Source organism: Pseudoalteromonas sp. KG3 (genome assembly GCF_030436385.1).
Lineage (GTDB): Bacteria > Pseudomonadota > Gammaproteobacteria > Enterobacterales > Alteromonadaceae > Pseudoalteromonas > Pseudoalteromonas prydzensis.
In genome coordinates this window covers 2,919,460-2,942,271 of the sequence record NZ_CP098523.1, presented here as the reverse complement: position 1 = coordinate 2,942,271, position 22,812 = coordinate 2,919,460, and the positions used below count along the sequence as shown (strand labels likewise).

At 43.1% G+C, this 22,812-nt stretch carries 16 protein-coding genes; 2 read left to right on the top strand and 14 right to left on the bottom strand.

Annotated elements, in window-relative coordinates:
• Positions 1 to 209 precede the first annotated feature (209 nt).
• On the bottom strand, positions 210 to 1,652 hold the full coding sequence (locus tag NDQ71_RS13945) for an ATP-binding cassette domain-containing protein (protein WP_192541321.1): 1,443 nt from the start codon (positions 1,650 to 1,652) through the stop codon (positions 210 to 212).
• Positions 1,653 to 1,798: 146 nt separating this feature from the next.
• Between NDQ71_RS13945 and NDQ71_RS13940 the strand changes: the two genes are divergently transcribed.
• A complete protein-coding gene (locus NDQ71_RS13940) occupies positions 1,799 to 2,416 on the top strand; it encodes a hypothetical protein (RefSeq protein WP_192541322.1) in 618 nt (205 codons plus the stop codon).
• 120 nt (positions 2,417 to 2,536) lie between these two features.
• Here the strand turns inward: NDQ71_RS13940 and NDQ71_RS13935 are convergent, their stop codons facing one another.
• The 4 genes from NDQ71_RS13935 to NDQ71_RS13920 all read right to left on the bottom strand — a co-directional run bounded on the left by NDQ71_RS13935 (position 2,537) and on the right by NDQ71_RS13920 (position 6,965).
• Positions 2,537 to 4,870, bottom strand: a complete 2,334-nt coding sequence (locus NDQ71_RS13935; RefSeq protein ID WP_192541323.1) for a fatty acid cis/trans isomerase — start codon at positions 4,868 to 4,870, stop codon at positions 2,537 to 2,539.
• A gap of 4 nt (positions 4,871 to 4,874) precedes the next feature.
• Positions 4,875 to 5,237 carry a hypothetical protein gene (locus NDQ71_RS13930; protein ID WP_192541324.1) on the bottom strand — a complete coding sequence of 121 codons (363 nt, stop codon included), beginning with the start codon at positions 5,235 to 5,237 and terminating at the stop codon, positions 4,875 to 4,877.
• Positions 5,238 to 5,389: 152 nt separating this feature from the next.
• The gene (locus NDQ71_RS13925; RefSeq protein ID WP_192541325.1) at positions 5,390 to 6,055 is read right to left on the bottom strand and encodes an SDR family oxidoreductase; all 666 of its coding nucleotides are present in this window, start codon (positions 6,053 to 6,055) and stop codon (positions 5,390 to 5,392) included.
• 103 nt (positions 6,056 to 6,158) lie between these two features.
• Positions 6,159 to 6,965, bottom strand: coding sequence for a VOC family protein (locus NDQ71_RS13920; RefSeq protein ID WP_192541326.1), 807 nt, complete (start codon positions 6,963 to 6,965; stop codon positions 6,159 to 6,161).
• Between the two features lie 229 nt (positions 6,966 to 7,194).
• Here NDQ71_RS13920 and NDQ71_RS13915 point away from each other — a divergent pair, with 229 nt between their 5' ends.
• Complete coding sequence (locus NDQ71_RS13915; protein WP_192541327.1) at positions 7,195 to 9,261, top strand: TonB-dependent receptor; 2,067 nt, start codon at positions 7,195 to 7,197, stop codon at positions 9,259 to 9,261.
• A 31-nt stretch (positions 9,262 to 9,292) separates the two neighbouring features.
• Here NDQ71_RS13915 and NDQ71_RS13910 read toward each other — a convergent pair whose 3' ends face one another.
• The 9 genes from NDQ71_RS13910 to rpoC all read right to left on the bottom strand — a co-directional run bounded on the left by NDQ71_RS13910 (position 9,293) and on the right by rpoC (position 22,775).
• Positions 9,293 to 10,006 carry a hypothetical protein gene (locus tag NDQ71_RS13910; protein ID WP_192541328.1) on the bottom strand — a complete coding sequence of 238 codons (714 nt, stop codon included), beginning with the start codon at positions 10,004 to 10,006 and terminating at the stop codon, positions 9,293 to 9,295.
• A gap of 121 nt (positions 10,007 to 10,127) precedes the next feature.
• On the bottom strand, positions 10,128 to 11,918 hold the full coding sequence (locus NDQ71_RS13905; protein WP_192541329.1) for an alkaline phosphatase: 1,791 nt from the start codon (positions 11,916 to 11,918) through the stop codon (positions 10,128 to 10,130).
• 11 nt (positions 11,919 to 11,929) lie between these two features.
• Positions 11,930 to 13,519: an alkaline phosphatase gene (locus tag NDQ71_RS13900; protein WP_192541330.1), complete on the bottom strand. Its 1,590-nt coding sequence runs from the start codon at positions 13,517 to 13,519 to the stop codon at positions 11,930 to 11,932.
• A gap of 143 nt (positions 13,520 to 13,662) precedes the next feature.
• Complete coding sequence (locus NDQ71_RS13895; protein ID WP_301561750.1) at positions 13,663 to 13,803, bottom strand: hypothetical protein; 141 nt, start codon at positions 13,801 to 13,803, stop codon at positions 13,663 to 13,665.
• A 268-nt stretch (positions 13,804 to 14,071) separates the two neighbouring features.
• Positions 14,072 to 15,256: an elongation factor Tu gene (gene tuf / locus NDQ71_RS13890; protein WP_064668786.1), complete on the bottom strand. Its 1,185-nt coding sequence runs from the start codon at positions 15,254 to 15,256 to the stop codon at positions 14,072 to 14,074.
• Between the two features lie 64 nt (positions 15,257 to 15,320).
• Positions 15,321 to 17,435, bottom strand: a complete 2,115-nt coding sequence (fusA, locus tag NDQ71_RS13885; RefSeq protein ID WP_192542867.1) for an elongation factor G — start codon at positions 17,433 to 17,435, stop codon at positions 15,321 to 15,323.
• A 27-nt stretch (positions 17,436 to 17,462) separates the two neighbouring features.
• The gene (rpsG, locus tag NDQ71_RS13880; protein WP_016710546.1) at positions 17,463 to 17,933 is read right to left on the bottom strand and encodes a 30S ribosomal protein S7; all 471 of its coding nucleotides are present in this window, start codon (positions 17,931 to 17,933) and stop codon (positions 17,463 to 17,465) included.
• Between the two features lie 97 nt (positions 17,934 to 18,030).
• On the bottom strand, positions 18,031 to 18,405 hold the full coding sequence (gene rpsL, locus NDQ71_RS13875; RefSeq protein WP_002958885.1) for a 30S ribosomal protein S12: 375 nt from the start codon (positions 18,403 to 18,405) through the stop codon (positions 18,031 to 18,033).
• A 194-nt stretch (positions 18,406 to 18,599) separates the two neighbouring features.
• Positions 18,600 to 22,775, bottom strand: coding sequence for a DNA-directed RNA polymerase subunit beta' (rpoC, locus tag NDQ71_RS13870; protein ID WP_192542868.1), 4,176 nt, complete (start codon positions 22,773 to 22,775; stop codon positions 18,600 to 18,602).
• Positions 22,776 to 22,812 lie beyond the last annotated feature (37 nt).

Here is a 22,812-nt window from a genome sequence, read left to right as displayed (position 1 = left end):
TAATATATATTTGCCGTAAGTTACTTACTTAACAGCCGTATCGAAAAATGAAGTAACGAGTTTATTGATTGATTTAAATTTGACCACCACTGGATGCAAACGGCCAAAAAGAACTAATGACTATCAACCACAACCTACGGCGGTAAATTTAACGCCGAGCTGCTCTGGTTTTTCCTAGCGCCTAGCACCTAAAACCTAGAACCTTTTCCTTATCTAAAATCAGCCATATCTAAATAGTGCTCAATACCGGTGATTTTATCTTTCGCATGGTGGTTTACATAAATCACTGTGCTACTGCCTGCGGCGCAAATCTTTTCAATCAACAATAAAACACGCTGTCGATTGGCTTCATCAAGCCCTAAACATGGCTCGTCTAGAATTAATAATGTTGGGTGTTTTACCATGGCGCGGGCAATCAATAGCATGCGTTGATCGCCATAAGACAGTTGCGTAAATGGGGTGTTTTTTAATTCACTCAAACCTAATAACGCTAACCATTGCATGGCGATATCAAGCTGAATTTGAGTTGGCTTTTGATACAAGCCAATGCTGTCGTAAAAGCCCGATACTATGGTGTTGAGTGCTGAAATACTGACTCTATACTCCATATGCAAGGCATTGGAAATATAGCCGATGTACTGTTTTATTTGCCAAATACTCTCGCCACTGCCACGCTGAAAACCAAACACCTTAATATCATTGTTATAGCACTGGGGATTATCGCCAGTTATTAAATTAAGTAGGCAGGTTTTGCCAGAACCATTTTTACCACTGAGCTGCCAATGCTGTCGTGCTTTGATTGTCCAATTTAAGTGGCTAAAAATAACCTTGCCACTGTAACTGACCATAGCATTTCGCAATCTTACTAACTCAGGCTCATTAAACTCTGGGGCACTGTGTGCCACGTCTTTGTTAGGGATGGTTAAATCCGTATGCTCTAAGTGTAATAGTTTGAATAAATCATCACGCTGTTTGTCATCAGGGGTGGCGAGCTGATGCTGCAACTCTCCGGCACTCACATAGCCATAATGGCTGACAAAGGCTGGGATTTCGTCTAAACGATTAAGTACAAAGACCATGGTCATACTGGTGCTTAGATCTGCCAATATGGTGTTTAATAGTTCAGTACTTTCAACATCTAAACCATCAAACGGTTCATCAAGCACAATCAGTTCGGGGCGATTACTTAATGCTTTAATTAACATCAATTTACGTGTTTCCCCGGTTGAGAGTGCGCGCAAACGCTGCTTAAGCAATGGCGCAAAAGCAAACCCTGTAATTAACTGTTGGCATAGTTGCTCGTCAAAATATGGGCTTGATTGCTGATAAATTAATTCAGATACCAATTTAGGGCTGGTTTTACCATCGCTGATGTCGTCTTGATCCGCTAATAACTCGGCAGCAATTAATTGCTTTTGCAGATCTGAAGAGACTATTTCGGTACGCTCAAAATCACAGCTTCGCGTACCACTGACAATATTAGCTTGATCAAGTAATACTGCTGTTATAGCTGATTTACCTGCGCCGTTACCACCAAGTAGTAGCCAATGCTGATCGCTTGTCACTTGCCACGTTAGATTGCTTACAACAAAATTTGCTTGCTCATCGGTGCCAAGGCTGGCAGTAACATTATTTAATTCGATTGACTTCACAGCGCTTCCTTTAGCCTGACGAGTTTAATTTAATTTGAAAGTACATGACTTTAATTAGTATGGCTATAGAATAAAATTCACGGGGTTTAAACCTTTTTTAATCTGCCAACGTCTAACCTATAAAACCATCAACAACGAGTAAAAAAATGAACACAGCAAGCATAACTACCTTAGCCAGCGTTTTATTAACCTGTAGCGCATTTGCCCAAGCAGAGCATAAAATTGAGCATACCTTTGACATCAGCGGGCAGCAAAAACTAACCATTGACGTGCCCGTTGGCAGCCTAGAACTGAGCACTAACAAAAGCAATCAGGTCACTGTATCTATTGAACTAAAAGCTAAAAATAATAGTTTCTTTAGTGATGATGTCGCACTAGAAGAGATCACCTTAAAACATCAACAAAGCAGCGATAAGTTGAGCCTGTCGATTGCTGAGGATGATGTTCAACAAACTTGGTTAGTAAGTATGCCGGAGGCTATGGCGATAGATTTAGCACTGGGTGTTGGTGATATTGAAGTAAATAAGTTTGCTAACTCTGCGGCAATTGACGTTGGTGTAGGCACGGTTCGCATCAGCAGTGCATTAGCCGACTATCAATCGATCACGCTTGATAGTGGTGTAGGTGATACCAAGATCTCGGGAATGAAAAATGATGCTAAGCATAGCCGTAAAATGGTGAGCTCAACCAGTAACTACCGCGGTGATGGCCAATACAGTATTAATGTTGAAGTTGGTGTAGGCGATATTAAAGTCCGCCACTAAATTTTTAGCGATTAGAGTGCAAACCATAAATGTTATACACAAGTATGATGACGTTAACCATTTAGCCTTGGGGCTGCGAGCAACGAGCTTGAAAAAGCGCATGACTCGCAGCTTGCAGCGTTACCTATTCTCTAAACGATTATAATCAAATAAGCCGTATTCTACGCCACGATATTGCTTGGCAACGCGATGCAAAATATCACTGTATTGCCAAAACTGTGGATGCGTACGACGAATAGCAAATTGACTTTTCAATGCGCTGTAGTCGGCTTCAATCTGCATCATAGGCAATTGCTCTGCAAATGATGCAAGCTGTTGCGGGTTGTGCAAATACCAAATAGCTTCCGGGTAATCACCAATAAAGCCCGGCACGATAGTGACGGTATCTTCTGCATAAGCCCGCTGCCCTTCTTCGTTTAATAGGCTGGAAATATTATAGTGCGCATTATGGTGGATCAAGGTATAGGCTTGGTGCTCTTTGTCACCATCTTTGACTAACACATAAGATATTTGCGGCAATAAGTTAACGGCCTTGGCAGGCATGTTATTTAACTGCTGTAGCGGCTCTGGCACCTGCGTATAATCATAGCGTGGGCTAAGCACAGGCTTTAGTGTTTGTTTAATTAAACCATATAGCTCATGTTGATGATCTTGAGTTTGGTATTCCACGCCAGTTGGTTGGCTAAAGCTTTCGCCACTTTTAAAGAATTCAGTAAGACTGGTTGGTGATTTGCGATACCAATTTGCTTTTAATTCTTGGCGCTGTTGTTTTGGCAATAAAGCTAAAAAGTTTTGCTCACCTTCGAGGCGTAAAAAGTCCATATATAAGCGCGTAATTAGCTGATGACCAATATTGCCATACACATCAAAGCCCGCCACCAACAGGTAATGTATACGCTCAAACAGTGCGTAGTCTAATACCCACATGGTTTTTGGCTCTTGGCCTATAAACCCTTTAACGACTGTTGCGCTATCAAAATGGCGAAATATCGTCAGTGCTGCGTTATCGTTATCCCCTTCACCACGCCATAACACGTCAGTGGTCAAGTTCTCACCGTTTTCAAACATACGATTCGCCAACTCTACTTTCGCTTTTAGGTAAGTGCTTTGGCGTTTAGAATATTTTACCCAACTAGAAATTGGTAATGCATTGCTTTCTTCCGCTGCGGGCAATGCAAGTGCATCTTCATGCTGCATTAGCATTTGCCCTACTTCTGGTGTTGCGGCTTTATCAGGAGCAGCGAACGCCACCCAAAAATGATCATTAATAACATTTAAGGCAATTTGACCACGGCATACAGGCCCTTTGATAAAGCCCATGATAATTAATTCTGCTTCATCAAGCATAAATTGATATTTAGATTTCGTTGGAATTGCCGCAAAAGATTTAAACGGGTTAGATGCAACATCAACGGTATAGCTCGGCATTTTTTCAACCGTGTAATCCGCGGCAATAAACTGCTGGTATAAACGAGCCAGTTTAGTATCGTCTAGCGCCAGTGGTAGGTGTGTTTTTGCCAAGATGGTTGATCTATCGTGCATCAAACGATAATACACACGCTCAACTTTCGGGTCATCATAAGGACGACGCGTATTGACTAACTGAATATCTTGCCCTGGTGGCGTACTTGAGCGCACGAGCTTAAAGAAACTTTTTTCACCATCTTGGACAAAGTAAATATGCGCTAAATACCAATGTTCAAATATGTAGCGTGCAGCTAATTGATGTTTTAAACCATCTTGATTTAAAAAGCTTTCCCAACGCTGGGCTTGTGCAATCACGGCTTTACTTGGCGGTTTAATATGCGCCATTTTGCCACCGTTTTTAAGCCATTTTTCTAGGTGCTTAAATTCAGTCCGTGAAATACCGGGTAATCCGTAAGGCATACCTGCATGCGGTTGACTATCTGCAAAGCGGTCAAACTCGCCCATGCTGGTACAGCTTTGTTCGCGATCCAGTGAAAAATCAAATTCATCATCAAGAATGTCATCTTCTGGTAAAGGCGAGCTCAATTTCAGTACTAAGCTGTTATACAGTACACTACCAGCCAGATTAGCTTGCTCCGACTGCTCTCGCTCATTTAGCACTGGTTTAAAACCTTTTTCGCGCCATTGCTCGGTTTGCGTGGCATCAAACAATAACCGACTCGGTGTTGAGGCTAACAAACGGGTGCCGTCATACACTAGCTCTTTACTTAAACCACGGTCGATCCCTTCTGGCGATGACAATTTAAGTTGGCATGGTGCATCGTAACAACCATGACACACAACACAGCGGCTTTCTAGCACAGGTTGTACGTGCTGTAAAAACTCGGCACCGCTACCAGTAGTATGCTCAACGATGCGTTGTTGTGTTTGTTCTGGCCCAAAAAGTTGATTGTAATGGGCTGCGCCTAAGTAAGCGCAGCCGCTGAGCACAATAATAAATACACTCAGCAAAAAAGACTTTTTCATCGTTTTATTCGTCCTCATCACCCAGATCAAAGGTCGGCATCATATCCATTTGCGGTGACACAAATGTTTGCTCTGACTGCGTATCGAGCACAGCACTTAACAATGGCCCGTGGGTTAACGTTAGCTGTGCGTGATGTGCTTCGCTTGTTAAGTCGGCAAACGCCGGGTTATGAGCTTCGATAATATAATCTGCAATAGTAATAGCAATACTGCTATCCTGTGCTGGATTTTGACAAAGCTGGGTAAGTAAGTCGTCATCTAAAAGTACGCTTAGCGAAAGATCTGGGGTCGATAAATCTCGCTCACTTAAAGTCTCATCAAAAAGAAATAACGGAAGGGTTAAACTGCTATCTTGCTCTAATTCCATGTGCTGTTCTCTAAATACGGCTGTTCAGGCTTTTAATAGAAAGATTATAGCAAATAATAGCATCAAAAATTAGCTAAAGATTTCAGCAGTTAGTGGCTTTTTACCCACCAACTGTTGAAATGTAACGGCACTCACTGTGCATTTTGGTAAATCTACCAAGGTAGAGTTTCGCCATTTGCATGCCAAAAACCACCGCTATTACTGAGATTGAGTTCATCAATACGCTTTGTTAAGCACTGTGCAGACTCCTCTGCTGAAATATCACCTGCAAAATTAACCATTTGCGTTTGCACAAAGCCAGGGTGAAATAATCCAACAGCAATTTTTTTACTCTTTAATTCATGGGCTAGGCTGACCGATGCCGCGTTAAGTGCAGCTTTTGACATACGATAGCCGATATAACCACCCGAGCTATTATCGGCAATTGAACCCATGCGGCTGGTGATCATAGCAACTTTAGCATCAACACCTAGGCTGTGGATCAAAGCATGAGTCACTCGGATCGGCGCTACTGCATTTACGGCAATTTGCTGATTGAGGGTGTCAAAATCCATTTCAGCCATCGTCTCATGGTAAAAAATACCGGCATTATTGATCAGCAGATCTATTTTATGGCCATGCAACTGGCTTTCAAGCGTTGCAATGTCTGCTGCATTGGCAACATCGATATTACTGATCACCGTAACATCTAATTCTTTAAGTTCATCGCTTGGATTACGCACCACGGCCGTAACCTGATAGCCCTTTGCTAAATATTGCTGACATAAATTAAGGCCAATGCCACGGTTTGCGCCTGTAATTACCACGTGTTTTGTCATATTTTTGCTCCCATTTTATATACAACTATTAATTGAGAACTTGGGGCAAAGAAAAATAAAAAAAGCCCCACAATGCTTTTTTAGTCAATTCCATTAACCGTAACTAGCTGCATTTCACATCATCCATAGCCGAGGTCATAATTGAAAACACAGCGCCTTGTGGATCGGTGATCACACTAAAACGACCCACTTCAGGGATGTCAGTAGGAGGAACACAAACTTCACCACCAAGTTGCTGAGCCCTTGCGGCATAATTGTCACAATCATCGACAGCAAAATAAATCATCCAGTGAGCTGGAATATCCGCAGGCCATTCGTCCGTCATTTCAAGCATCCCTGCAACCGGCTGATCAGCGACTATGAATAACGTGTAGTTCATGCCTTCCATTGGTTTTTCAACACATTGCCACCCTAATAACTGGCAATAAAACTCACGGCTTTTTGCACTATTGCGCGTTGCCAGCTCATGCCAATACGGGGTATTTAGCTCACCTAAGCGTTTGCATCCTTTATGCTTATTACCTTGCCATAAAGCAAATAACGCACCACCTGGTTCATTGAGTAACAGCATGCGACCCGCGTCCATTACATCATGCGGCCCTGCGATAATCTCAGCACCTAATTGTTTGGCTTTTGCAGCCACTTCATCAATATTATCTACCGCAATATAAGCTAACCAATGACTCGGCGTCGCTGCATTTTTTTGTTCGTTCGGCATTTGATACATGGCAGCAATATCATCATCTTGCTTTTGCAACATAGTGTAATAAAGATCATCACCAATCGGTTGATCATCCGCCCCCCAAGCAAAGAGTTCAGTATAAAAAGCTTTACCATTTTTCCAATCTGATGTGCATAATTCTGACCAACAGAAAACCCCATGGGGATGATTTGTTTTTGTTTCGCTCATGGTTCATTCTCCTTAAAAAATACATTTATTAAAGTTAAAGGAGGAAAGCCATTTTAGCCAATTTTATTTGTAGCATCAGCCGTTACTGATCCTGGTAACACAAGGCTTCATTTAATTAATCACAACAGTGAGGCACGATTCGAGTTGAAAATATTGATAATGGTATTAAATAAATGTATAAATACGAACAATTTTTACTACCATCTTAAATAGTGATTATATTGTGACCATGAAATATTATTTACCGTTTTTACTTACACCTTTAGCAGCACTGGCTAATACTCAAGCTGATATTGAACAGATCACAGTATCCACTACTCGTAGCACTGCCCCTGTAAGTACAGTACCTGCAACAATTAGCGTGATCAGCGCAGCTGACATTGCCAAGCAATTAGCCCACACTCAAGATCTCTCGCAAATTCTTGGTAACTTATTACCAAGCTTTTCACCAAGCAGACAAAAAATGACCAGCGCAGGTGAAACACTACGCGGCCGTGAACCACTTTATATGATTGATGGTGTGCCACAATCAAACCCGCTGCGCAACGGCTCACGTGATGGCAATACCATTGACCCTGCGATGATCGAGCGCATTGAAGTGATCAGCGGTGCTAATGCAATTCAAGGCATGGGCGCCAGTGGCGGTATTATTAATATTATTACCAAAACCCCTGGCGATGATAATCATCAAGTTACTGCTGGATTTAGTGCACCAACAACCGGTGGTAGCGATAGCCAAAGCTATAAAGCCAGCTATTTATTTAGCCAAGAAAAAGACGATTTAAGCATTGTCGCGGGTGTATCTGCACGCAGCACGGGTATGTACCGTGATGGCAATGGCGATTTAGTCGGTCTCGATGGCGCTCAAGGTGATACCCAAGACTCAACCAGCCTAGATTTATTCTTCAAGGCCAAGTACCAATTAGACAGTGAACAAAGCCTACAAGTGATGCTTAACCATTACAACATTGAAGGGAATGGCGACTATTTAGCAACCAATGGTGATGTAACAAACGGGATCCCGACTGGTGCTGAAAAAGGTAATATTGAAGGAGAAGCGCCGCGTAACCGTGTTACTACTGCCACTGTTGACTATGTACATAACAATATCGCTGGCGGTAGTTTATCACTGCAAGTATTTATGCAGGATTTTGCTGCCATGTACGGCGGTGGTAACTTTGCGACATTCCAAGATCCTGCTTATGGCGATGATATTTTCGACCAGTCTCAAAATAAATCACAAAAGTTCGGTGGCCGCTTAACCTATGCCAAAAATAACCTTGCTGGCAGTGATTTTGATTTAGTGACTGGGCTTGATTTATTAAGCGATGAAACCTATCAAGAGCTAGCACAAACAGGTCGTAACTGGGTTCCAGAAACAAAATTTAATAATGCTGCACCATTTGCACAGCTGCGCTTTGATGGTCTTGAAGATTGGACCTTCAACGTCGGCGCACGGTATGAATACGGCAAGTTAAAGGTTGATGACTTCACTACCCTCGCCTCTTACGGCAGCACCTTTGTTGAAGGTGGCGAGCCAAGCTTTAACGAGTTACTGGGCAATGTAGGTGTTGTTTATCAAGTCACTAAAGATTTACGTTTTTATGCCAGCTACAGTGAAGGCTTTAGCATGGCTGATGTAGGGCGAGTATTGCGTGGCATTAACCAACCAGGTTTATCGGTTGAAAGCTTTTTAAACCTTGAACCAGTGATTTCAGACAACCGTGAAGTAGGCCTTGAATACAACAATGATTTAATTAGTTTTAAAGCCAGCTACTTTGAGTCAGACTCAGATTTAGGCTCACGTTTACAAGCCGATGCCGATGGTATTTATAGCGTGCAACGTGAGCGCACTGAAATTCATGGTTTTGAAGCAAATGCTCAGTATTACTTAAACGATGAGACTACATTTGGTGCCAACTACGCAGACACTCAGGGTCAATACGATGGGGATGGCGATAACATTGTAGAAAGTGATTTAGGCGGCAGTAATATTTCACCAACACGCCTTAACTTATTTTGGCAACAACAGTGGTTCAATAACATCGACAGCCGCTTACAAGTTAATAAGCTATTTGATCGTGACTATAATACCGGCGGTGAATTTGCAGGTTATACAACCGTTGATTTATCAGTTAATTACCAAACCCAACAATACGGCGCATTTAGCCTAGGTATTGATAATTTAACCGATAAGTTTTATATCACTTATTATGGCCAAACTAACCCTGCCGCGACTCGTTACTTTGCGGGCACTGGCCGCGTAGCCAGTGTGAATTGGAGCTTTGGCTTCTAGGCAATATTTAAAAGAGCGCGCAAGCGCTCTTTTAATGACTATGACCACCGCCTAGTGCTTTGCCGCTGGCGTCATAAAAACCCGAGGCGCCGTGCTCAATAAAGCCCAAGTTAATCATTTTAGCTAAGAATGGGTCGCCCTCGTTATCACCAATATCTGCGTAATCGGTGGTTTGAAAGCTATCCCAGTTGGCAAATTGTTGCATCACAGCCGCTTTATCAAATTTCACCTTATCCAGCGTTAGTGTTTGCGTTAGCTGTGGTTTGCTAATACGCATTGAGCTTACCAGCTTTTTATTGACCAACCATGCAAGCTCTATCTTGGTATCACCTTGCACTAATTGATAATTTTGCAGTTGTTCACACCCTTCGCCCTGCTCACTCTTGAGAGTCATTTTTGCAATAAAATCATCACTTACTAACTGATATTTAGTACTCCAATCTTGCTCGCCTTGCACTTCGCTTGGCTGGTATTCAATACCACGCTGGTGCGCTTGAAAATAACGAATTGGCCGAATTTGCTGGTTACTCAGTTGCTGCCATACTTCGACTAACTCACTGCCTTGTTCCGCGACCTGATGCGGCGTTCGCCACAAAGTAAATTGCTGCGCCTGCGCGAGTGTATTATTTGTTGTTTGCTCACTGTTAACTTGATAGTTAGCTTGTACATACTGGCTTTCAAGTGCGCACTGCGAGGCACTGGCCAATGGGCTAATTAGCAGTAAAGATGCGATTAGTTTTTTCACTGAATTCTCTTTTTGATGTAATACTTTAGATCACTGTAAAGTGTTTGTTTGGCAAATTAATGACAAAGAGCAACTCAAATGTGAGTTGCTCTTTTAGTTCAGCCTATTTCACTAAAACTGTTTAGTTAGCGACTTTTTCGTCGGCTTGTTTTACTAAATCAGCTGCATAATCCATTACATGGAAAATAAAGCTCTGCTCGTTAGTACCGGTAACTAAATGCGCACCTGGACCACGGGCATACACACCAACATCTTCACCAGCATGGGTTTCAGATGAAAGAGGCACTAGTGCTTCTTGGTGAAAACCAGGGCTTTGCGTGTCTACATCCGTTAAATCAACACGGCCCGTTACAGGAGCAAAGTTATAACCTGCCTCTGCATCTGTTTCCTCACCTAGGTCTCTAAAACCACCACCATTGGTATAACCAACGGTGGTATACGGCATGTTATCGGCAGCAAGACTTGGCTCAGTTTCACCAACAGCCACCACTTTACCTAAAATTGGATTACCGCGTTTAGGGTAACCAGCAATGGTAAATACATGGCTATGATCGGCAGTGACAATAATTAATGTATCTTCGATACTGGTTTTATCAAGCGCCACTTGCACCGCTTTTGACAATTCTATGGTATCGTTTAACGCGTTATAGGCATTACCGGCGTGATGAGCATGGTCAATACGCCCAGCTTCAACCGTTAAGAAAAAGCCTTTATCGTTATTATCTAGTATATCTAATGCTGTTGCTGTCATCTGTGATAAAGATGGTTCGCCCGCAATATCGTTACTACGATCTGCTTCATACTGCATGTGTGATTCATTAAACAAGCCAAACACTTGTTTAGTATTAACCACATCAATCGCATCAAAGCTCGCTTGGTCCATCACATATTGACCATTTGGATATTTAGCTTGCCATTCTGCAGTGAGATCACGACCATCGGTACGATCACCTTCTACTGAACTTACCGCATCTGCTGAATTAAATGCCGCATCTTTCGGTAAGAAATGACGGCGACCGCCACCCATTACGACTTCAATGCCATCAATATCAACGCTAGGGAAACGTGCTGTTAAGTTCTCTTCGAAATTAACCAGTTGCGAGGCAATATCTTCACAATTTGCCGCCTCAGATTCTGGCATATCTGAAATATCTTCCCAGTTACGATTAGCAGCTTTTGCATAAGTGGCCGCAGGCGTTGCATGGGTGATCCGTGCCGTTGAGATAATCCCAGTCGATTTACCCGCAATTTCAGCAAGTTCTAATGACGTAATTAGCTCATGACCTTTGCCTGATAAACAGTTGCCATTAACTACGGCTTCATCAATACCAATCACGCCAACATCGGTTTTTACACCCGAGGCCATAGCAGTCATCGTACCGGCTGAATCAGGTGTTTGCGCGTCAACGTTGTAGGTCTTAGCAAAACCTGAGAACGGCAGTGTTTCAAAACTTAATTGGTGCTCTTCACCCATTTTACCTTGTAACTGACCCGCTAAAATACGTGCTGCTGTAACTGTTGAAATCCCCATGCCATCACCTACAAAAAGAATGACATTTTTCGCTTTGCCCGATTCTTTAACAATATTAGCAATATTATCTTCGCTAGTAGCAAGCTTAGTTTGTGCTTCTTTAAACCATGTATTTGTTGTAAGCGGCGCTAGCTGCTGAGCATTTAATGACGTTGCAGGGTCGTTACACGCTACAGAGGTTGCAGTTACTTCATCGTCATCAAGCTCACCATTTTTATTAGTGTCTTCACCGGTTAGCGTTTCAATACCGCCATTGATACATTGCTCAGAGCCAACCGCAAGGGTGTTTTCAACAGTGAGTGAGTCAATTTTATCGTCATCATCAGAGCAACCAGCCAAGGCAACAACTACCGCAAGAGAAATTAAGTTAAGTTTTTTCATTGTGATCACCATTATTCTTCTATTAGTTCGAGCGCTTGATTGATAATGTGGAAAATAACATTTTGTTCCACTACACCTTGCGCTAACTGTGCACCAGGACCCGTTGCGTGCAATGAAATATCTTCACCGGCATGGGTTTCAGAGCCCATAGGGACTGTTGCTTCTTGATGAAAACCTGGTGTTAAAGTATCAATTGCAGACAAATCAACACGCCCTGCAACCGCAGCCTCTAAATATGACGCTTCGGCATCGGTTTCATCACCTAAATCTCTAAAGCCTAAGCCATTAGCGTAACCCACCGTGGTGTAAGGCATGCCATCAGCCGCAAGTGTTGCTGTATCGCTGCCAACAGCTACAACTTGGCCTAAAATTGGATTACCGCGTTTTGGATAACCAGCAATGGTAAATACATGGCTGTGATCAGCTGTTACTAGAATCAGCGTCTCATTTGGATCGGTATTTTCTACTGCTGCTTTAACCGCATTGGCAAATTCAATGGTGTCATTTAATGCGTTATAAGCATTACCCGCATGGTGGGCGTGGTCGATACGACCCGATTCAACCGTTAAGAAAAACCCTTTCTCATTATTCTTAAGAATATCGATGGCTTTAGTGGTCATTTCGGTCAATGAAGGTTCGCCTGCAATATCATTGCTGCGGTCGGCTTCATATTGCATGTGCGATTCATTAAATAACGCAAATGCACGCGTTGTATCGGTTGTTAAGCTGTCAAATCCAGCTTTGTCGACTACATACTTGCCTTCAGGGTATTGTTGCTGCCACAGTGCTGTAAGGTCGCGCTCATCAGTACGGTCACCTTCGACCTCACTCATTGCATCAGCAGAGTTGAATGCAGGGTCTTTTGGTAAGAAATGACGGCGACCACCGCCCATTACTACTTCAAGGCCATCAACATCAACGCCAGCAAAACGCGCTTCTAAATTCTTTTCAAAATTTACTAACTGTGAGGCGATATCTTCACATCCTGCACTAACCGCAGCTTCTGGCATATCTGAAACATCTTCCCAATTACGATCTGCCGATTTTGCATAAGTTGCAGCAGGTGTTGCATGAGTGATGCGTGCGGTAGAAATAATACCCGTAGCTAGGCCTTTAATTTCAGCAAGTTCAGTGGCTGTAATTAATTCATTACCTGCGACTGTTGCACAATTACCACGTTCAATATCTTCATTAACACCAATAACGCCAACATCCGTTTTAACACCAGAAATGATGGCTGTCATAGTGCCCGCTGAATCCGGTGTTTGTGCATCCACGTTATAGGTTTTTATTTGCGCAGAGTATGGAAACTCCTCAAAACTCAAAAAGCCTTCCTCCCCTAAAGCCCCTTGTTTTTGACCTGCAAGGATGCGTGCGGCTGTTAGTGTAGATACACCCATACCATCGCCCACAAATAGGATCACGTTCTTTGCTTTTGTTGCTGGTACGGTATTAGCCATTGCCTGTTTAGAGGTTATTTTGCTTTGTGCAGCGCTATACCAATCACTTTTCATTTGATTATCTGGTAGTACACCTGCATTTGCCGCTGTAGACAATGCCAGTGTTAAACCAATTGCAGTCGCAATTTTATTAATTTTCATTTTAAATTCCGTTGATACGTTATGGTCAAGAAAGTTAGTAATAATCAGAATATTTATACTAGGCGGGATTTGTTACTGAAAAAGTGACTTTGTGTTACATAACAATGAAAGGTATAATCAATTTAATTTGTTATATCATAACGTTACAGTAATTCGGGAGTAAGCGGTAAGCGGTAAGCGGTAAGCGGTAAGCGGTAAGCGGTAAGCGGTAAGCGGTAAGCGGTAAGCGGTAAGCGGTAAGCGGTAAGCGGTAAGCGGTAAGCCAAAAAGTTTGAGTGTTGCAAATTATTATGTCAAACACTTAAAAAGTACTCGGGCAACTTAAAACTTACCGCTTATGACTTAAAGCTCAAATCGCAGGCATTAAAAAGGCCACCTAAGTGACCTTTTTTCTAATAATTAACTTTATAAGTTAATTATTACTCATTGAACGTTGCTACAAAGCACCTACGCCTATGGGTAACAGCGCCACCTTCACATGACGTAAATCGTAGGCATTAAAAAAGGCCACCGAAGTGACCTTTTTCTAACAATTAACTTAAAAGTTAATTATTACTCTACGATAGTTGCTACTACACCAGCACCTACAGTACGGCCACCTTCACGGATAGCGAAACGAAGACCTTCGTCCATCGCGATTGGCGCGATTAGAGTTACTGTCATCTTAACGTTATCACCAGGCATTACCATTTCTACGCCTTCTGGTAACTGTACGTCACCAGTTACGTCAGTTGTACGGAAGTAGAACTGTGGACGGTAACCTTTGAAGAATGGAGTGTGACGACCACCTTCATCTTTCGAAAGTACGTATACTTCTGAAGTGAATGTAGTGTGTGGCTTGATTGAACCAGGCTTAGCTAGTACTTGACCACGTTCAACGTCTTCACGCTTAGTACCACGTAAAAGTGCACCAATGTTCTCACCAGCACGACCTTCGTCTAGTAGCTTACGGAACATTTCAACACCAGTACAAGTAGATTTAGTTGTATCACGGATACCAACGATTTCTACTTCGTCATTCACGTTGATGATACCAGCTTCAACACGACCAGTTACAACTGTACCACGACCTTGGATTGAGAAAACGTCTTCGATAGGCATGATGAATGGCTTATCGATGTCACGCTCTGGCTCTGGGATGTATGAATCAAGTGCGTCTGCAAGTTCAATGATCTTGTCTTCCCACTCTTTCTCGCCTTCTAACGCTTTAAGCGCAGAACCAGCGATTAGTGGTAAGTCATCACCTGGGAAGTCGTACTCAGAAAGAAGTTCACGAACTTCCATTTCTACTAGTTCAAGTAGCTCTTCGTCATCAACCATGTCACATTTGTTCATGAACACAACGATGTAAGGAACGCCAACTTGACGAGAAAGAAGGATGTGCTCACGCGTTTGTGGCATAGGGCCGTCAGTCGCAGCAACAACTAGGATAGCGCCGTCCATTTGAGCAGCACCAGTGATCATGTTTTTAACATAATCGGCGTGTCCAGGACAATCTACGTGTGCGTAGTGACGAGTTGGTGTATCGTACTCAACGTGTGAAGTTGAGATTGTGATACCACGCTCGCGCTCTTCTGGAGCGTTATCGATTGATGCGAAATCTTTAGCAACACCGCCGTATACTTTTGCAAGTACGTTAGTGATTGCTGCAGTTAGGGTTGTTTTACCGTGGTCAACGTGGCCGATTGTACCTACGTTTACGTGCGGTTTTACGCGTTCAAACTTTGCTTTTGCCATCTTAAAAAATTCCTATAAAGAAATTAAAGGTTCAGTCCACTGCGGACCAAACCGAGCTAAAAAATTACTTAACAGCGCGAGCTGTAATTATTGTATCTGCAACATGTTTCGAGGCTTCAGCGTACTTCAAAAACTCCATAGAGTATGAGGCACGACCTTGTGTCGCAGATCGTAGATCAGTAGCATAACCAAACATTTCAGAAAGCGGAACCTGAGCGTTGACTAATTTAAGTCCGCCTAGCGCCTCTTCCATGCCTTCGATCATACCGCGGCGACGGTTTAAGTCACCAACTACATCACCCATGTTTGCTTCAGGAGTGAGTACTTCAACCTTCATCATTGGCTCTAAAAGTACCGGGTCTGCTTCGAGCGCACCCTTTTTCATTGCCATTGAACCTGCAATTTTAAATGCCATTTCGTTCGAATCTACATCATGGAATGAACCATCATATAAAGTCGCTTTCACGCCAAGTAATGGGTAGCCTGCCAGCACACCTTGAGACATTTGCTCTTGGATGCCTTTATCTACCGCAGGGATGTATTCTTTCGGTACTGAACCACCTACGGTTTCGTTAACGAACTCGTAAATTGGTGCATCATCATCCGAAATATCCATCGGTTCAAGTTTAAGCCAGACATGACCATATTGACCACGTCCACCTGATTGACGTATGAATTTACCTTCAACTTTAACAGTTGAACGAATTGCTTCACGGTAAGAAACCTGCGGCTTACCAACGTTACATTCAACACTGAATTCACGTTTCATACGGTCGACAATGATATCAAGGTGAAGTTCACCCATACCAGAAATAATAGTCTGGCCTGATTCTTCGTCAGTTTGTACACGAAAAGATGGATCTTCAGCCGCTAGTTTACCCAGCGCGATCCCCATCTTGTCTTGGTCAGCGATTGTGCGAGGCTCAACCGCAACAGAGATCACTGGTTCAGGGAATTCCATACGCTCAAGCGTAATAATAGAATTCGGATCACACAGTGTTTCACCTGTTGTTACGTCTTTAAGACCAATAGCCGCCGCGATGTCGCCTGCGTGGACTACTTTGATCTCTTCACGTGAGTTTGAATGCATCTGAACGATACGGCCAAGACGCTCACGCTTACTTTTTACTGGGTTGTAAACCGCATCACCCTGTTTAACAGTACCAGAGTAGACACGGAAGAAAGTTAAAGTACCAACGAACGGGTCTGTTGCAATCTTAAAAGCAAGTGCAGCAAACGGTGCGTTGTCATCAGCAGGACGTTCTTCCTCAGTACCATCTTCAAGGATACCTTGAATTTGTTTCACTTGTGTTGGTGCAGGCATATATTCAACAACGCCATCAAGCACAGCTTGAACACCTTTGTTTTTAAATGCACTACCACAAGTTACTGGAACGATTTCGTTCGCTAATGTACGCTGACGTAAAGCATTTTTTATTTCTGCTTCCGTCAGGTCTTCACCTTCCAAATACTTATCCATTAGTTCTTCAGATGCTTCAGCTGCGCTTTCAACTAAGTTTGAGCGCCACTCATCAGCTAAATCTTGAAGTTCTGCCGGTATTGCCTCATAAGTGAAAGTCATGCCCTGGTCTTCATCATTCCAGTTAATCATTTTCATTTTTATGAGGTCAATAACACCTTTAAAATCGTCTTCAGCGCCAACCGGCAGCTGAATTGGAACAGGCGTTGCTCCAAGACGAGATTTCACCTGGCTAACAACCGTTAAGAAGTCAGCGCCCGTGCGATCCATTTTATTTACGAAGATCATTCTTGGAACTTCGTATTTGTTCGCTTGACGCCAAACTGTCTCAGTTTGCGGCTGTACACCTGATGAAGCACAAAGAACAACTACCGCACCATCAAGTACACGTAAAGAACGCTCTACTTCGATAGTGAAATCTACGTGTCCTGGAGTATCAATAATATTGATACGATGGTCGTCAAATTGCGCGTCCATCCCTTTCCAGAAACACGTTGTTGCAGCAGAAGTGATTGTGATACCACGCTCTTGTTCCTGCTCCATCCAATCCATAGTTGCGGCGCCATCATGTACCTCACCGATCTTATGAGAAAGACCAGTGTAGAACAAAATACGTTCTGTTGTAGTGGTTTTGCCTGCATCTACGTGAGCAACAATACCTATATTACGGTAGCGCTCAAGTGGAGTTGTACGTGCCATAAAATCCTCTTAAAGGTTAAGGACAGATTACCAACGGTAATGTGCGAATGCTTTATTCGCTTCAGCCATACGGTGAACGTCTTCACGTTTCTTAACCGCAGTGCCTTTGTTATCAGCAGCGTCTACAAGTTCTTGAGCTAAACGTAAGCCCATAGATTTCTCGCCACGCTTACGTGCAGCGTCTACTAACCAACGCATACCTAATGCGTTGCGACGTACTGGACGTACTTCTACTGGTACTTGATACGTTGAACCACCAACACGGCGAGATTTAACCTCTACCTGTGGACGGATGTTTTCAAGTGCAGTTTCAAAGATTTCAAGGTGCGATTTGCCTGATTTCTCAGCAGCCACATCTAGCGCACCGTAAACGATTTTTTCAGCAGTAGATTTCTTGCCGTCTAACATTACGATGTTAACGAATTTTGCAAGAAGTTCCGATCCGAACTTAGGATCTGGAAGAATTTTACGTTGACCTATTACGCGTCTTCTAGGCATTTTGTATCTCCGGTTTATTCAGGTTTGTCCTTTTGGAACAATCACCCAAAACAATAATTAAAAATATTTAGTGCTTGGCCTTACTAACGGAAAACAATTAGCCTTTAGGGCGTTTTGCACCGTATTTAGAACGAGCTTGACGACGGTCGCTAACGCCTGCACAGTCAAGTGCACCACGAACAGTGTGAAAACGCACACCTGGTAAATCTTTAACACGACCACCACGGATTAGGATTACACTATGCTCTTGAAGGTTATGACCTTCACCACCAATGTATGATGTTACTTCGAAACCGTTAGTTAAACGTACACGAGCTACTTTACGTAACGCCGAGTTTGGTTTCTTAGGTGTAGTTGTATATACGCGAGTACATACACCACGCTTTTGCGGACACGCTTTAAGCGCAGCTGAGTTACTTTTCGTAACCTTGCTACGACGTGGCTTACGCACTAGCTGGTTAATAGTTGCCATTTAAATAGCTCCTGAAATTAAAATTACTACTGAAAAAATAAAAAAATCCGCCCTTTATTTACAAGCCCGTATTAAACGCACTGGTAAATGGGTGGCGGAATTTTAATGAGCAAAGATTGAGCTGTCAACCTAAACCGTCAGCAAGGCAGTAGATAACTGCCTTGCAAAAACATAATCTATTGATTAAGTTCAGTTTATTGGTTTCCAGATAAATCAGCGTTTAAAGCGTCAGTCAGTGCTTGAGTTGCCTCTTCTGCACTTACTGTTTGCTCTTCAACAACAACTTTGCTCTGCTTACGACGAGCCATACGATCCTGATGATACGCAAAACCGGTACCGGCTGGGATCAATCGACCCACAATTACGTTTTCTTTCAGACCGCGAAGTTCATCGCTCTTACCATTTACAGCGGCTTCGGTTAGGACACGAGTTGTCTCCTGGAAGGATGCTGCCGAGATGAAAGATTCTGTGGCTAGTGATGCTTTTGTGATACCCATTAATTGGATTTCATATTTAGCAGGTAACTTGCCTTGAGCTTCTAAGTCGCGGTTTGCGATATTAACGCGCGCCACTTCAATTTGCTCACCGGCTAAGAATTCACTATGACCGCCGTCAAGGATCGTACACTTACGGATCATTTGACGGATAATTGTTTCAATGTGCTTGTCATTGATCTTAACGCCTTGCAAACGGTAAACCTCTTGCACTTCGTTAACGATATAGTTAGCAACATGAGTCACACCACGTAAGCGTAAGATGTCATGCGGTGATTCTGGACCATCGGCGATAACTTCACCTTTAGACACTTGCTCACCCTCAAACACGTTAAGTTGACGCCATTTAGGGATCATTTCTTCGTAATGATCGCCTTCAGCTGGCGTAATAACTAAACGCTTCTTACCTTTAGTCTCTTTACCGAAGCTAATCGTACCGGTGATCTCAGCTAAGATAGCTGGCTCTTTCGGTTTACGCGCTTCAAATAAGTCGGCTACGCGTGGTAGACCACCCGTGATATCACGAGTTTTCGAACCTTCTTGCGGAATACGTGCTAGCACGTCACCTGGGTTTGCTGTAACGCCGTGAGTTACTTCAATCGTAGTGAATGAAGGAAGACGAGTTTCTTGCAGACCGCGCTCTTCACTTTCGATGATAAGCTTAGGCTCTTTCGCATTGATCTTAGCAAGATCTTTAACAACTACACGGGTTAAACCGGTTAGTTCATCTGTCTGTGCTTCAGTATTTGAGTCATCGATATCGCTGAACGATACTTTTGACTTATGCTCAAGAACGATTGGGTGACTATGCGGGTCCCAAGTAGCAACAATGTCGTTACCTTGAACTTCAGCATTATCTTGAACTGTTAATACCGCACCGTAAGGTACTTTATAACGCTCTTTCTCACGGCCATAACTATCGATGATAGTGATTTCCGTAGAACGCGAGGTAATAACAATCTTACCGTCTGTGTTTAATACATATTTTGCGTTATGAAGCTTCAATGTACCGTTAGTTTTAACTTGTACATTGTTCTCAGCAGATGCTCTTGATGCCGCACCACCGATGTGGAATGTACGCATCGTAAGCTGTGTACCCGGCTCACCGATTGATTGTGCCGCGATAACACCCACTGATTCACCCGCGTTGATGATATGACCACGTGCAAGGTCACGACCATAACACTTAGCACATACACCAAAGTCGTTATCACACGTGATAACTGAGCGTACACGAACTTCATCAACTGAATGCTCTTCTAAAAGGTCACACAGTTTTTCGTCAAGCATGATGTTACGTTCAACTAGTACAGTATTAGTACCAGGAATTACAACATCTTCAGCAACAACACGACCAAGTACACGTTCGCGAAGTGCTTCTACAACGTCACCACCTTCGATAAGCGGTTTCATTGTTAAGCCATCTTCTGTGCCACAATCGTCTTCGTTGATCACCAAATCTTGTGCAACGTCTACTAGACGACGCGTTAGGTAACCCGAGTTCGCTGTTTTAAGTGCTGTATCGGCAAGACCTTTACGCGCACCATGCGTTGAGATGAAGTACTGAAGTACGTTTAGACCTTCACGGAAGTTAGCCGTGATTGGCGTCTCGATGATTGAACCATCTGGACGTGCCATTAGACCACGCATACCTGCTAGCTGACGGATCTGAGCGGCACTACCACGAGCACCTGAGTCGGCCATCATAAACACTGAGTTAAATGACGGTTGCTCTTCTTCTTCACCTTGGGCATTGATAACCGTGTCTTTTGACAAGTTGGCCATCATTTCACGTGATAAGTTTTCATTTACACGTGACCAGATATCGATAACTTTATTATACTTTTCACCAGCCGTTACAAGACCTGATTGGAATTGTTGGTTGATTTCAGTTACTTCAGCTTCAGCTGCTTCAATGATCTGTGCTTTAACCGGTGGGATAACTAAGTCATCAATACCGATAGAAACACCTGACTTCATTGCGTAGTGGAAACCGGTGTACATAACTTGGTCAGCAAAGATAACGGTATCTTTAAGACCTAGACGACGGTAACACTCATTCAATAAGCTAGAAATCTGCTTTTTACCTAATGCTTGGTTGATTGACTCAAACGGCATACCTTTAGGTAAAATAAGCGACAGAATTGCACGACCAACAGTGGTATCGATAACCGTGATAGTATCTTCTACTACATCATTTTCGTTCTTCACTGACTGGCTGATACGAACTTTTACGCGAGCGTGAAGTTCAGCATTGCCAGTACGGTATGCTTTTTCTGCTTCTTTTGGATCTTTAAATACAATGCCTTCGCCTTTCGCATTAATGCGATCACGGGTCATGTAGTAAAGACCTAATACAACGTCCTGTGAAGGAACGATGATTGGCTCACCATTAGCAGGCGATAAGATGTTGTTTGTTGACATCATTAGCGCACGTGCTTCAAGCTGTGCTTCAATCGTTAACGGTACGTGTACCGCCATTTGGTCACCATCGAAGTCGGCGTTGTAGGCCGCACATACTAATGGATGCAAATGAATCGCTTTACCTTCGATAAGCACAGGTTCAAACGCTTGGATACCCAAACGGTGAAGTGTTGGTGCACGGTTAAGTAATACTGGATGTTCACGAATTACTTCGTCTAATACATCCCATACTTCCGGAACTTCACGCTCTACCATTTTCTTAGCAGCTTTGATTGTCGTAGCCATGCCGCGACGCTCTAGTTTGCCATAGATAAATGGTTTGAATAGCTCAAGTGCCATCTTCTTAGGAAGACCACATTGGTGAAGCTTAAGTGTAGGACCCACTGTGATTACAGAACGGCCTGAATAATCTACACGCTTACCAAGTAAGTTCTGACGGAAACGACCTTGCTTACCCTTGATCATATCAGCAAGAGATTTAAGCGGACGCTTGTTAGAACCTGTAATTGCACGACCACGACGACCGTTGTCAAGTAGCGCATCAACCGCTTCTTGTAACATACGTTTTTCGTTGCGTACGATAATATCCGGTGCTGCTAAGTCTAATAGACGCTTAAGACGGTTATTACGGTTAATAACACGACGGTAAAGGTCATTTAGATCAGAAGTCGCAAAACGGCCACCATCTAGTGGTACTAATGGACGTAGATCAGGTGGCAATACTGGTAGCACTGTCATGATCATCCACTCAGGGTTATTACCCGATTGGTGGAACGATTCCATTAATTTAAGACGTTTAGTGATCTTCTTGCGCTTAGTTTCAGAGTTAATTGTTGGTAACTCTTCACGCATTTCAGCAATTAATTGTGCAAGATCGAGTTCACGAAGCAAGTCTAATACTGCTTCAGCACCCATCTTCGCTTCAAACTCATCACCGTGCTCTTCAAGTGCATCTAGGTATTCTTCTTCACCTAATAGCTGACTACGCTCAAGCGTTGTCATACCAGGCTCAGTTACTACGAATGATTCGAAGTAAAGAACACGTTCAATATCACGAAGCGTCATATCAAGCATTAAGCCGATACGTGACGGTAGTGATTTTAAAAACCATATATGTGCAACTGGGCTCGCAAGGTCGATGTGACCCATACGATCACGACGCACTTTAGTGAGTGTTACTTCAACGCCACACTTTTCACAGATCACACCACGGTGTTTAAGACGCTTATATTTACCACATAAGCATTCATAATCTTTCACTGGTCCGAAAATACGGGCACAGAATAAGCCATCGCGCTCAGGCTTGAAAGTACGGTAGTTAATAGTCTCAGGTTTCTTTACTTCACCGTATGACCATGAACGAACCATGTCTGGTGAAGCAAGACCAATGCGAATTGCATCGAATTCTTCGGTCTTATTTTGTTGCTTCAGAAACTTAAGTAAGTCTTTCACCTTAGCTCTCCTGTCGGAGTTAATCTTGAGGACGGGT

Bases quoted from the DNA above. Each gene is read 5' to 3' on its own strand.
- tuf (WP_064668786.1), bottom strand. From the start codon at position 15,256: ATGGCAAAAGCAAAGTTTGAACGCGTAAAACCGCACGTAAACGTAGGT.
- NDQ71_RS13915 (WP_192541327.1), top strand. From the start codon at position 7,195: ATGAAATATTATTTACCGTTTTTACTTACACCTTTAGCAGCACTGGCT.
- NDQ71_RS13905 (WP_192541329.1), bottom strand. From the start codon at position 11,918: ATGAAAAAACTTAACTTAATTTCTCTTGCGGTAGTTGTTGCCTTGGCT.
- rpsG (WP_016710546.1), bottom strand. From the start codon at position 17,933: ATGCCTAGAAGACGCGTAATAGGTCAACGTAAAATTCTTCCAGATCCT.
- NDQ71_RS13940 (WP_192541322.1), top strand. From the start codon at position 1,799: ATGAACACAGCAAGCATAACTACCTTAGCCAGCGTTTTATTAACCTGT.
- NDQ71_RS13920 (WP_192541326.1), bottom strand. From the start codon at position 6,965: ATGAGCGAAACAAAAACAAATCATCCCCATGGGGTTTTCTGTTGGTCA.
- NDQ71_RS13900 (WP_192541330.1), bottom strand. From the start codon at position 13,519: ATGAAAATTAATAAAATTGCGACTGCAATTGGTTTAACACTGGCATTG.
- NDQ71_RS13935 (WP_192541323.1), bottom strand. From the start codon at position 4,870: ATGAAAAAGTCTTTTTTGCTGAGTGTATTTATTATTGTGCTCAGCGGC.
- NDQ71_RS13925 (WP_192541325.1), bottom strand. From the start codon at position 6,055: ATGACAAAACACGTGGTAATTACAGGCGCAAACCGTGGCATTGGCCTT.
- rpsL (WP_002958885.1), bottom strand. From the start codon at position 18,405: ATGGCAACTATTAACCAGCTAGTGCGTAAGCCACGTCGTAGCAAGGTT.
- fusA (WP_192542867.1), bottom strand. From the start codon at position 17,435: ATGGCACGTACAACTCCACTTGAGCGCTACCGTAATATAGGTATTGTT.
- NDQ71_RS13930 (WP_192541324.1), bottom strand. From the start codon at position 5,237: ATGGAATTAGAGCAAGATAGCAGTTTAACCCTTCCGTTATTTCTTTTT.